Consider the following 11525-nt stretch of genomic DNA (forward strand, 5'->3'; position numbering starts at 1 on the left):
TCTGCACCCTGAACGAAGCGGCCCATACCCACCTCCTGCTGACCTCGGGAGAATAAGCTAATTCGCTCGAGCTGGAGGCGTTTTCACACAGCCTCAGTCTGTAGCGGGTGCTGGACGCACCGTCAGCGATTGCCGATCGACAAACTGCTGCCGACACGCCGTCACCACGCCCGAGTTCCTGGGCAGTTTTTGGCCAGCGGCTCTGGCCGAGGACCAGCTAAATCATTGAAGGAAATGGTGGACGCGACAGGGATTGAACCTGTGACCCCCTCGATGTCAACGAGGTGCTCTCCCGCTGAGCTACGCATCCGCCGTAGGGCTCCGAAAAACGTCTTCGGAGCGGGAAGAGCGGTCGTATAGCGGCGAGGCCGGTCGGCATCAAGCCGATTTAGCGGCAAGAATGCGATTTCTCGCCGAACACCGCTCGGCCCAGTCGCAGCGAAGGGTCAGGCGGCGACCATCCGCTCGACCTCATTGACCAGATCGCGCAGGTGGACGGGCTTGGACAACACCTTGGCGTCCGGCGTGGCTTGGGCGGCGGTCAGGGCGACGGCGGCGAAGCCGGTGATGAACATGATGCGCAGCCCGGGCTGGCGGGCGGCGGCGACGCGAGCGACCTCGATCCCGTCAGCGCCCGGCATGACGATGTCGGTCAGCAGCAGGTCGTAGGGACCGTGTTCCAGGGCGTCGATCGCGTCGTCGCCGTTCTCGCAGTCGATGACCTGGTGGCCTGCCCGCTCCAGCGCGCGCGTCAGAAATCCGCGCAGCGAACCGTCGTCTTCGGCCAGGAGAATACGCGCCATTCGAAAAACACCTTTGAAACAGACCGCAAACCTAGAGCCCGAACGGTAAACCGCCGATGAAATTCACCGCTCAGCCGACTTCCTTCCACAGCGAAACGCGCTAAGCGGGGGCATGACCGACGGCGGCGACAGCTTTTCGATCACCGCCCCTGCGGCGGACGCGCCCGCGACGGCGCTGGTGTTCGCCTCGCCCCACTCCGGCGACCTCTATCCCGACGACATGGGCGCCGCGCCGGGTCTGTCGCGCGCCAGCCTGAAAAGCGCCGAGGACGCCCTGGTCGGGCACTTGGTCGCAGAAGGACCGCACAGAGGCGCCGCGCTGATCGAAGGCCGGATCGGCCGGGCCTATGTCGATCTGAACCGCGATCCGTCCGAGTTGGACCCGGCCCTGATCGCGGATCTGAATGGACCGGTCGGGGCCAAGACGGCCGCCGGTTATGGCGTGATCCCCCGCCTGGCCGGCGACGGGACGCCGCTCTATGCGCGCCGGCTGACGCTGGCGGAGGCCAGACACCGCATCGCCAGGGTTCACGCCCCCTATCACCAGGCCCTGGGCGAACGGATGCAGGCGACGCGCGCAACGCACGGACGCGCGGTGCTGGTCGACTGGCATTCGATGCCGGCGCGCGCCGTCGGGGCCGACGTCGTGCTGGGCGACCGTTACGGCTCGGCCTGCAGTGCGCGACTCAGCCGGCGTTTGCGCGATTTGTTCGAGGGCTTGGGCTGGCGCGTGGCGCAGAACCATCCCTACGCCGGCGGCTGGTCGACCCAGAGCTGGGGCCGTCCTGACGAGGGCTATGAGGCCATCCAGATCGAGCTGAGCCGCAAACTCTATCTGGACGAGACGACGCTGGCCACCAACGCGGCGTACGCCAAGACGCAGAAGGCCCTGTCGCGCGTGATCGCCGCCCTGTGCGCAGACGACTGGTCGGCCTGACTGATCGCTGATCAGATCAAAAAAAAGCCGCACCCGAGGGTGCGGCATTAAAAGTCTATAGGGAGGAAACGCCCAGGAAGGGCAAGACGCCCGGAGGCGTCAGAGGTCAACTTAGGTTGCGATGCACAATGGGTCAAGGCCGATGCGCGCCCGGTCGGTCACGCCTTGTTACGCAAATATGGCGGATCGCCTGACAAGACGGCGCTCTTTCGACCAAAGTCGGACGGGCGTTCGATTTCGCAACTGCGAAGGGATGGATCAGTTGTCCAGCAGCCGCCGTGCGTTGCGGATGGCGCGGGCGGCGGGCGAGGCCTCCTGGCGATAGATCAACAGGCCGAATGAGGATGCGACGCCCAGCGCCAGCCACAGCGGTCCGAACAGCCAGGCCGCCGCCGCCAGGGCGAAATAATAGCCGCGCACACCCTGACTGAAGGAACTGAGCGCCGGGTTCAAAAGCTGGCCCGCCGCCTCGCTGAAGGCCTTGCGGTCGGTCTTGGTGTGGATCTCCGGCGCCGCGCCGATCAGCGCCAGAGCGTAGTTCATCTGGCGCAGCGCCCAGATGAAATCCAGAAAACCGCGCGCCAGACAGATCAGCACCAGCGCCAGCTTGGCCTCCAGAATCTTCATCGGCACGTTTTCGGCCCCGACGGCGGCGAACCCCTGGAGCGCGCTTTCGCCGCCGAACAGGATGCCCGCGACCGCCGCGATCAACAGCAGGTTGGTGGAGGCGAAGAAGGAGGCGGAGTTGATCGAATGGCCCATCAGCTGGCTATCGATCAGCTTCATCTCGCGATGCGTCATGGACTGCATCCAGGCCGCCCGGACATGCTCCATGTCCTGGTTCAGCGAGCCGCCCTTCCGGCTGATGAAGGCCAGGATGGGGCTGTATCCCAGCCAGCAGATGAAGAAGAGGGCCAGCGCCGCCCAATCGGTCCAGGTCATGATCCAGATGTCCGCGATGATGCGCCGCGACGCAAGCCCGCCCGCGCGGGCCTTCGCCACAGGTCGCCCTTGCCGTGACGGGCCGGGGAGCCTATCACCCTTCGCCTTTCAAAGTTTCGCAGTCGCAGCAAAGACCCCGCCATGAACCTCGACGCCATTCCCGTCGGCCCGAACGCTCCCTGGGACATCAACGTCATCATCGAAATCCCGCAAGGCGGCCTGCCGGTGAAATACGAGATGGACAAGGAATCGGGGGCCCTGTTCGTCGACCGCTTCCTGCACACGGCCATGTACTATCCGGGCAACTACGGCTTCGTGCCGCACACCCTGTCGGACGACGGCGACCCCTGCGACGTGATCGTGCTGAACCCGACGCCGGTCGTTCCGGGCTGCGTCATCCGTTCGCGCCCCATCGGCGTGCTGAAGATGGTGGACGAAGCCGGCGGCGACGAGAAGATCCTGGCCGTGCCGGTCGACAAGCTGAACCCCTATTACACCGAGATCGCCAGCTATCGTCAGCTGCCCGCCATCCTGATCGAGCAGATCGAGCACTTCTTCACCCGCTACAAGGACCTGGAGAAGGGCAAGTCGGTTAAGGTTGAGGGCTGGGGCGACGCCGGCGAAGCCGCCGACCTGATCGCCAAGGGCATGCAGGCCCACCAGGACAAGCTGGCCAAGAACAAGGCCGCCAACGCCGCCTGATACTAGCGACGAGCGCTTGAAGCCTTAAGGCGTCCTCCGATCGGGGGACGCCTTTTCGCTGGGCGATCTGCTATCGCCGCCGCGCCGAGCCCGGAGGAGGCATAGTCGGCAGCCCCGGCTTCAAAATCACGCTGCGACGCCCCGCCCCTCTCCCGCAACGGTTCGGCCTCTCCTATCTGCGTCGCATGACTGAACTGACCCCCCGCGAGATCGTCTCCGAACTGGATCGCTACATCGTCGGCCAGAACGACGCCAAGCGCGCCGTCGCCGTGGCCCTGCGGAACCGCTGGCGCAGGAAGCGCGTGCCGGCGGACCTGCGCGACGAGGTGACGCCCAAGAACATCCTGATGATCGGCCCCACCGGCGTCGGCAAGACCGAGATCGCGCGCCGGCTGGCGCGGCTGGCCGGCTCGCCTTTCCTGAAGGTCGAGGCCACCAAGTTCACCGAGGTCGGCTATGTCGGCCGCGACGTGGATCAGATCGTGCGCGACCTGGTCGAAAGCGCCCTGATCATGGTGCGCGAGCGCCGGCGCGGCGACGTGCGGGCCAAGGCCGAGGCCGCCGCCGAGGACCGGATTTTGGACGCCCTGGTCGGACCCGGCGCGGGGCCGGCGACGCGCGACAGTTTCCGAAAGAAGCTTCGCGCCGGCGAACTGGACGACAAGGAGATCGAGATCTCGCTGGCCGACACCGCTTCGCCGATCCAGGGGCTGGACATTCCGGGCGGCGGCAACGTCGGCCTGCTGAACCTGTCGGAGATGCTGGGCAAGATGGGCGGCGGGCGCAGCAAGACCGTCAAGCTGGCCGTGCGCGATGCGACGACGCCCCTGATCGCCGAAGAGGGCGACAAGCTGCTGGATCAGGACAGCCTGACGCAGGAGGCGCTGAAACTGGCCGAGAACGAAGGCATCGTCTTCCTCGACGAAATCGACAAGGTGGCGGCTCGTCAGGGCGCGTCCGGCGCGGACGTGTCGCGCGAGGGGGTGCAGCGCGACCTCCTGCCCCTGATCGAAGGCACCACCGTCTCGACCAAATACGGGCCGGTGAAGACCGACCATGTGCTGTTCATTGCCTCGGGCGCCTTCCACGTCGCCAAGCCCTCAGACCTGCTGCCCGAGCTTCAGGGGCGGCTTCCGATCCGGGTCGAGCTGAAGGCCCTGACTCGCGACGACTTCAAGCGCATCCTGACCGAGCCGGAAGCCAATCTGATCCGTCAGAACCAGGCCCTGCTGGCGACCGAGGACGTGACCCTGACCTTCACCGACGATGCGGTCGAGGCGATGGCCGATGCAGCGGTGGCGGCCAACAGCGCGGTCGAGAACATCGGCGCGCGCCGGCTTCAGACCGTGATGGAGCGGGTGCTCGAGGAAACCAGCTTCAAGGCCTCGGACCTGTCGGGCCAGACCGTGACCTTCGACGGCGATGCGGTGCGTGAGAAGATGGACGCCCTGACCAAGGACGTCGATCTGAGCCGCTTCATTCTGTAGCAGTCGGCGCCCCGGCGGCGTGGCGGTTGGGGCGGCGCATGATCCGGTCGGCCATCATCTCCGCATGACGCTGGGTGAAGGCTAGGGCGGCGGGGTTGCCGCGTCGCGGACCGATGCTGTCGGCGACCTTGGCGCCCCGCTCGCCGATCGGCAGGGGCTTGCCGGTTGTCGTGTCCACGGCGGTCTGGTGCTCGATCTCGGCGTTCAGCTCGGCGCCCATCAGGATCACCTGCACCGACAGCCAGGTCCACAGCAGGAAACCCATCATGGCCGCCAGCGGGCCGTAGCTGTCGGTCCGCACGAAGTTGGACAGATACCAGCTGAACAGGAAGGACACGGTCAGGCTGAGGATCGCCGCGAAGATCGCGCCCGGCGTGACCCAGCGCCAGCGCGCGCGCTGACGGCAAGGGCCATAGCGGTAGATGACGGTCAGGGCGGCGACATAGCCGACGAGCAACAGCGGCCAGCGCAGCGGCGCGATCAGGCCCCACTCCTCCTCCAGCCCGAACAGCCGCACCACCACCGGGACGCCGACCACCAGCGCCGAGGTCAGCAGGACCGCAAGGATGGCGCCTACGGTGAAGACCATGCAGATCAGGTTGTAGCGCACGATATTGCGGCGCTCGACCTCATGGTAGGCGACGTTCAGCCCGTAGAACAGCACCTTGACCGCCCCGTTGGCGGTCCACAGCGACAGGGCCAGGGTCCAGGCCAGGGTGAAGGTCAGCTGGCTGTTGGAGTTCTCGGCCAGCCGCTGCATCTCCCCGCCCAGGAACTCGGCGATGCTGTCGGGCAGCAGGGCGTAGAGGAACTGCAGCCGCCCCCACGCGTCGGTCGGATCGGCGAACAGGCCGTAGAGGGTGACGAACGTCCCCAAGAGCGGAAACAGCGACAGCAGGGTGAAGAAGGTCACGCCGCCGGCGACGAAGCCGACCCGGTCGCCGAAGTAGGACCCGCCGGTGCGCCAGACGATGTCGGACCAGCCCTTGTGCGGAATGTGCTCGGGCCGTTTGGCCATGCGGCCGCGACCGGGCTCCTGGGCCTCATAGTCCTCGGGCGTGGGGACCTTGGGCGGCAAGGGTTCGGGGCGGGGGGCGCGCAGCTCGACCCCGACCTTGTGCCCCTGGCTGTAAAGCAGGTGGGCGGCGCCGGCCCCGGCGGCCAGACCTCCGGCGGCGGCGGCCAGGAACTTCCACACCCGGCCGCGCTCGACCGGCCTGGGCGTCCGGGCGAACAGGTTGCGAAGCGGGGCGAGGCGGGAGGGGCGGCGCGCAGTCATCCCGACGCGAACGGTCAAGCTGGCCTGACGTTCCCTGCCGTCGCGCTTGAAATCGGCACCGGGGCGGGCCAATCAACGCCCATGACCGACCCCATCACGCCCAAGTCCGACACCGACGCCCCGACCCTGCTGACCGCCTGGAAGGCGGCGCAGGCCCGGCTGAAGACCGGCCGCATCGACAGCCCCGCCATCGACGCCCGCCTGCTGCTGGAGGCCGCCGCCGGCGCCAGCCGCATGGACATCCTGACCGACCCCTATCGGCCCATCACCGCCGACCAGCTGAGCGCCTATGAGGCCATGGTCGAGCGCCGACTGAAGCGCGAGCCCGTCTCGCGCATCGTCGGCAAGAAAGGCTTCTGGAAGATCATGCTGAACGTCACCCCCGACGTCCTCAGCCCCCGCCCCGATACCGAGACCCTGATGGACGTGTCCATGCTGGCCTTCGGCAAGAACGAGGCCTTCGACGCCATCGACCTGGGCACCGGATCGGGCGCGATCCTGCTGGCGCTTCTGGCCGAGCGCCCGGCCGCGCGCGGGGTCGGCACCGACATCTCGTCCGAGGCCCTGGCGGTGGCCAAGGAGAACGCCGCCAACCTGGACCTGAACGAGCGCGCGACCTTCCTGCGCACCGAATGGGCCGCGGGCTTCGGCGACGCCAGCTTCGACCTGGTGCTGTCCAACCCGCCCTATATCCCGACCGACCATATCGCGACCCTGGACCCGGAGGTCCGCGACCACGACCCGCACCTGGCCCTGGACGGCGGGCCGGACGGATTGCAGGCCTATCGCGATCTGGCGCCCGAGGTGAAACGCATCCTGAAGCCGCTGGGCGTCTTCGCCGTCGAGATCGGCTTCGATCAGGGCCCGCAGGTCAAGGCGCTGTTCGAGGCCGCCGGCTTCACCGACGTCAAGATCATCAAGGACCTGGGCGAACGCGACCGCGTCGTCACCAACGGCCCGGACCCGCGCACCAATCCCATCCCGCAGGACTGACTGAGATCAGACGGTCGGCGGACAAAAACACCGTCTAATTCGTCTAATTCGTCTGAATTGCCCCTCCCCGGCCGTGCACTGCGTCCCCTGCGGACGAACCGAGACAGGATCGCACGGTTTTGGGAGCGTGGGCAGGAGGATGACGCTGGCGGGCGGCAGGGTGTTGAAATCGTTGACGGGACCCATCTCGATTAAGACGGCTACCTCTTCTTTCGTCATCCTCCGGCCAGCCGCGCCTTCGCGGCGCAGACCGGGGGACCCAGCGGCGCCGAAGGCGATCCATCCGACTCGTGATGTTTCGACACCGCGTCCGCGACAGGTTCGCGCTCACGCGCGCCGCTGGGTCCCCCGGTCTCCCCTCGCTTTCGCGAGGGCGCCGGAGGATGACGAAAGTTAATCTTCAACCGGCGGTCGCCAGTTCGGATCGTTCACCGGAAACCAGTCGTCGGCCAAATCCCGCCATTCCGGGTTTTCCGCCTCGATCAGCTTCAGCTTCCAGTCCCGCAGCCACTTCTTGATCCGCTTCTCGCGCGCGATGGCCTCGACCACCCAGGCGTGCCGCTCAAACCAGACCAGCCGCGAGCATCCATGCGCAGCGGAGAAGCCGTCGAACACGCCGCTGCGATGCTTCCAGACCCGCGCCTCCAGGTTCGCCGTCATGCCGGTATAGAGCGTGCCGTTGCGCCCGCTGGCCATGATGTAGGTCGCGATGAACGTCCGATGCGTCGGCATCCGCACAACCTATGCCATACGCCCTCTTTCGTCATCCAGCACGCCGCTCTCTCCTTTCGTCATCCTCCGGGCCGCGCAGCGGAACCGGGGGACCCAGCGGCGCGCGAGAGCGCGACCCTGTCGCGGACGTGCCTTCCTGCATCGTGCGGCGGAAAGATTTCGCCTGACGGCGCCGCTGGGTCCCCCGGTCTGCGCCGCGAAGACGCGGCTTGCCGGAGGATGACGAAAGGATGGTCCTAATGCACCCGCATCTTACCGATCTCCAGCCCGCCCTCGCCCGCTGTTACCGCGATCACCCCGCCGTCCTCGATCTCGCCGGCCAGGAGTTTGCGCGCGATAGGGTCGACCAGATCCTTCTGGATGACGCGTTTCAGGGGTCGCGCGCCGTAGGCGGGGTCGTAGCCGCGGTCGGCGAGCCAGGCCAGGGCGCTGTCGTCCAAGTCCAGGGTCAGGCGGCGGTCGGCCAGCAGCTTCTCGAAGCGTGACAGCTGGATGCGGACGATGCCGCCCATCTGGTCGCGACCCAGGCGGTGGAACAGGATGATCTCGTCGATCCGGTTCAGGAACTCGGGCCGGAAGTGGGCGCGCACGGCGTCCATGACGAAGGGGCGCACGGCCTCCACATCGTCCCCCTCGCCCTGATCGGCCAGATACTGGCTGCCCAGGTTGGAGGTCATGATGATCAGGGTGTTCCTGAAATCGATGGTGCGACCCTGCCCGTCCGTCAGGCGGCCGTCGTCGAGCACCTGCAACAGCACGTTGAAGACGTCGGGGTGGGCCTTTTCGACCTCGTCGAACAGGACGACCTGATAGGGGCGACGACGCACGGCCTCGGTCAGGGCGCCGCCCTCGTCATAGCCGACATAGCCGGGAGGGGCGCCGATCAGGCGCGAGACGCTGTGTTTCTCCATATATTCCGACATATCCAGGCGGGTGATGGCCGCCTCGTCGTCGAACAGGAAGTCGGCCAGCGCTTTGGTCAGTTCGGTCTTGCCCACGCCGGTCGGGCCCAGGAACAGGAAGCTGCCCAGCGGACGGTTGGGGTCGTTCAGGCCGGCGCGGGCGCGGCGCACGGCGTCGGACACGGCGGCCAAAGCCTCGTCCTGACCCACGACGCGACCGCCGAGCGCGGTCTCCATCTGGAGCAGTTTCTCGCGTTCGCCCTCCAGCATCTTGTCGACGGGCACGCCGGTCCAGCGGCTGACGACGGCGGCGATCTGTTCGGCGTCGACGACCTCGGGCGTCAGGGGGCCCTTGCCGCTGGTCTCGTTGGCCTCGGCTTCTTCGAGCTGCTTTTCGATCTGGGGGATCTGGCCATAGGCGATCTCTGACGCCCGGCCCAAATCGCCGGCGCGCTGGGCGTTGGCGAGTTCCAGGCGCAGGCGGTCCAGGGTTTCACGCAGTTGCGCGCCTTGGCCGACCTTGTCCTTTTCGGCCTTCCACTGGGTGGTCAGGTCGTCGGACTGGCCTTCCAGATCGGCGATCTCGTCCTCCAGCTTTTCCAGACGGTGTTGGGAGGCTTGGTCGGTCTCCTTCTTCAGGGCCTCGCGTTCGATCTTGAGCTGCACCAGGCGGCGATCGATCTCGTCCAGGGCCTCGGGCTTGGAATCCACGGCCATGCGCACGCGGCTGGCGGCCTCGTCGATCAGGTCGATGGCCTTGTCCGGCAGGAAGCGGTCGGTGATGTAGCGGTTGGACAAAGTGGCTGCGGCCACAATCGCGCTGTCAGAAATGCGCACTCCGTGGTGGACCTCGTACTTCTCCTTCAGGCCACGCAGGATGGAGACGGTGTCCTCCACCGTCGGCTCCTCGACCATGACCGGCTGGAAGCGGCGGGCCAGGGCGGCGTCCTTTTCGACGTGCTTTCTGTATTCATCCAGGGTCGTTGCGCCCACGCAATGCAACTCGCCGCGCGCCAGCGCGGGCTTCAGCAGGTTGGACGCATCCATCGCCCCGTCGCCCTTTCCGGCGCCGACCAGGGTGTGCATCTCGTCGATGAACAGGATGATGCCGCCTTCGGCTGCAGAGACCTCGGACAGGACGGATTTCAGACGCTCCTCGAACTCGCCGCGGTATTTCGCGCCGGCGATAAGGCTGCCCATGTCCAGCGCCATGACGGTCTTGTCGCGCAGGGACTCGGGCACGTCGCCGTTGACGATGCGCAGGGCCAGGCCCTCGACGATGGCGGTCTTGCCGACGCCGGGCTCGCCGATCAGGACGGGGTTGTTCTTGGTGCGCCTAGCCAAGACCTGGATGGTGCGGCGGATCTCTTCGTCGCGGCCGATGACCGGGTCGATCTTGCCGTCGCGGGCGGCCAGGGTCAGGTCGCGGGCGTAGCGTTTCAGGGCGTCATAGCCGTCTTCGGCGCCGGCGCTGTCGGCGGTCTTGCCCTTCCTCACCTCGGCGATGGCGGCCTCCAGCTTGTCGGCCGTGACGCCCGAGGCCTTCAGCACCTCGGCGGCGACCCCGCCTTCCTTGGCCAGCGCGGCCAGCAGCCGTTCGGTGGTGACGAAGGCGTCGCCGGCGGTCTTGGAGGCTTCCTCGGCGGCGGCGAAGACGCGCGCGGTGTCGCCGTCCAGATAGAGCTGGCCCGAGCCGCCGGTGACCTGGGTGCGCTTCTTCAGCGCGGTTTCGACATCGGCCTCGGCGCGTCGGGCGTCGCCGCCGGCGGCGGTGATCAGATTGCGGGCCAGGCCGTCGCGCTCCTCAAGCAGCACCTTGAGCAGATGCTCGGGCGCGAACTGCTGGTGACGGCGGGCGAGCGCCAGCGACTGGGCGGATTGGACGGCCTGTTTGGCGCGGTCGGAATAGAGTTCGAGATTCATGGTGTCGGTCCCCTCGGGAGGCGGATGGATTTCAGCGCACCCTCTGCTAAGCAGCACGCCGTTGAGATCGAGGTGGGTGTGACGATCGGGTCACACAAGGGGTCCGCAAGGCGGCTTTCGGGGCTGTCCGTTTCGCCGCCGCGCGCCTAGGCTCGGGCGAACAGGAGCGCGTCGTGATCGCCCATTCCGCCTGGCCCGTCGATCCCGCCGTCGTCGGCCCCTTTCTGATCGCCGTGGGGCTGATCGAGCTGACGCCGGGGCCGAACATGGGCTGGCTGGCGCTGGTCGCCCTAGCGCGGGGACGGCTGGCCGGGTTCGCGGCGGTAGCGGGGGTGACCCTGGGGCTGGCGGTGTGGATGCTGGCGGCCGCCTATGGGCTGACGGAGGTCTTTTCCGTCTGGCCGCCGCTGTATCAGGGCCTGCGCTGGGCGGGCGTGCTGTTTCTGCTGTGGCTGGCGTGGGAAGCCTGGCGCGCGCCGACGATCGAGGCGGCGCCCACGCCGGACGCGCGCTCGCTGCGCGGCCTGTTCGTGCGCGGCCTGATGGGCAATCTGCTGAACCCCAAGGCCGCGGTCTTCTATGTGGCGCTGCTGCCGACCTTCATGCGGCCCGACTACGGCGCGCCGCTGAGCCAGGCCCTGACGCTGGGGAGCCTGCATCTGGCGGTCGCCGTCCTGGTGCACAGTTTGATCGTGATCGGTGGCGCGGGCGCGGCGCGGCTGGCGCCCCGGATGCAGGGTCGCGCCCTGCGCATGATGATGGCCGGCGGCCTGGTCGTGGTCGCCGCCTGGCTGGCCTGGGAGACGCGGACCTGAGCCCGCGTCC

The 11525-nt window shown here is 67.4% G+C and carries 10 protein-coding genes and 1 tRNA gene; 5 read left to right on the top strand and 6 right to left on the bottom strand.

Annotation, left to right across the window (positions count from 1 at the left end):
* Positions 1 to 235 precede the first annotated feature (235 nt).
* Positions 236 to 310: transfer RNA gene (locus tag HF680_RS11705), tRNA-Val, on the bottom strand.
* A gap of 136 nt (positions 311 to 446) precedes the next feature.
* Positions 447 to 803 carry a cell cycle two-component system response regulator CpdR gene (gene cpdR / locus HF680_RS11710; protein WP_017506825.1) on the bottom strand — a complete coding sequence of 119 codons (357 nt, stop codon included), beginning with the start codon at positions 801 to 803 and terminating at the stop codon, positions 447 to 449.
* Positions 804 to 915: 112 nt separating this feature from the next.
* Between cpdR and HF680_RS11715 the strand changes: the two genes are divergently transcribed.
* Positions 916 to 1740, top strand: coding sequence for an N-formylglutamate amidohydrolase (locus HF680_RS11715; RefSeq protein WP_185225202.1), 825 nt, complete (start codon positions 916 to 918; stop codon positions 1738 to 1740).
* Between the two features lie 258 nt (positions 1741 to 1998).
* On the opposite strand, the gene HF680_RS11720 is transcribed toward HF680_RS11715, so the two are convergent.
* A complete protein-coding gene (locus HF680_RS11720; RefSeq protein ID WP_317134059.1) occupies positions 1999 to 2742 on the bottom strand; it encodes a DUF599 domain-containing protein in 744 nt (247 codons plus the stop codon).
* 81 nt (positions 2743 to 2823) lie between these two features.
* Here HF680_RS11720 and ppa point away from each other — a divergent pair, with 81 nt between their 5' ends.
* On the top strand, positions 2824 to 3384 hold the full coding sequence (gene ppa, locus HF680_RS11725) for an inorganic diphosphatase (RefSeq protein WP_039246191.1): 561 nt from the start codon (positions 2824 to 2826) through the stop codon (positions 3382 to 3384).
* Positions 3385 to 3569: 185 nt separating this feature from the next.
* Positions 3570 to 4871 carry an ATP-dependent protease ATPase subunit HslU gene (gene hslU, locus HF680_RS11730; protein WP_185225203.1) on the top strand — a complete coding sequence of 434 codons (1302 nt, stop codon included), beginning with the start codon at positions 3570 to 3572 and terminating at the stop codon, positions 4869 to 4871.
* Here hslU and HF680_RS11735 read toward each other — a convergent pair.
* Positions 4861 to 6168 (bottom strand): YihY/virulence factor BrkB family protein, encoded by a 1308-nt coding sequence (locus tag HF680_RS11735; protein WP_235968959.1) that lies wholly within the window; start codon positions 6166 to 6168, stop codon positions 4861 to 4863. The two genes, hslU and HF680_RS11735, sit on opposite strands and share 11 nt — an antisense overlap.
* 63 nt (positions 6169 to 6231) lie before the next feature.
* On the opposite strand from HF680_RS11735, the gene prmC reads away from it, so the two are divergent.
* On the top strand, positions 6232 to 7143 hold the full coding sequence (gene prmC, locus HF680_RS11740; RefSeq protein WP_045811073.1) for a peptide chain release factor N(5)-glutamine methyltransferase: 912 nt from the start codon (positions 6232 to 6234) through the stop codon (positions 7141 to 7143).
* 393 nt (positions 7144 to 7536) lie between these two features.
* Here the strand turns inward: prmC and HF680_RS11745 are convergent, their stop codons facing one another.
* Both HF680_RS11745 and clpB read right to left on the bottom strand, forming a co-directional pair.
* A complete protein-coding gene (locus HF680_RS11745) occupies positions 7537 to 7875 on the bottom strand; it encodes a GIY-YIG nuclease family protein (protein ID WP_045811047.1) in 339 nt (112 codons plus the stop codon).
* Between the two features lie 236 nt (positions 7876 to 8111).
* The gene (gene clpB / locus HF680_RS11750) at positions 8112 to 10700 is read right to left on the bottom strand and encodes an ATP-dependent chaperone ClpB (protein WP_185225204.1); all 2589 of its coding nucleotides are present in this window, start codon (positions 10698 to 10700) and stop codon (positions 8112 to 8114) included.
* A gap of 173 nt (positions 10701 to 10873) precedes the next feature.
* Here clpB and HF680_RS11755 point away from each other — a divergent pair, with 173 nt between their 5' ends.
* Entirely contained in the window at positions 10874 to 11515 is a 642-nt protein-coding gene (locus HF680_RS11755) for a LysE family translocator (protein WP_231576637.1), read from the top strand.
* Positions 11516 to 11525: the final 10 nt, after the last annotated feature.

Source organism: Brevundimonas huaxiensis, assembly GCF_014218725.1.
Lineage (GTDB): Bacteria > Pseudomonadota > Alphaproteobacteria > Caulobacterales > Caulobacteraceae > Brevundimonas > Brevundimonas huaxiensis.

What these genes read in the sequence shown, in the direction of transcription:
- HF680_RS11715 (WP_185225202.1), top strand. Translation starts at nt 916, where the DNA reads ATGACCGACGGCGGCGACAGCTTTTCGATCACCGCCCCTGCGGCGGAC.
- prmC (WP_045811073.1), top strand. Translation starts at nt 6,232, where the DNA reads ATGACCGACCCCATCACGCCCAAGTCCGACACCGACGCCCCGACCCTG.
- hslU (WP_185225203.1), top strand. Translation starts at nt 3,570, where the DNA reads ATGACTGAACTGACCCCCCGCGAGATCGTCTCCGAACTGGATCGCTAC.
- cpdR (WP_017506825.1), bottom strand. Translation starts at nt 803, where the DNA reads ATGGCGCGTATTCTCCTGGCCGAAGACGACGGTTCGCTGCGCGGATTT.
- clpB (WP_185225204.1), bottom strand. Translation starts at nt 10,700, where the DNA reads ATGAATCTCGAACTCTATTCCGACCGCGCCAAACAGGCCGTCCAATCC.
- ppa (WP_039246191.1), top strand. Translation starts at nt 2,824, where the DNA reads ATGAACCTCGACGCCATTCCCGTCGGCCCGAACGCTCCCTGGGACATC.
- HF680_RS11745 (WP_045811047.1), bottom strand. Translation starts at nt 7,875, where the DNA reads ATGCCGACGCATCGGACGTTCATCGCGACCTACATCATGGCCAGCGGG.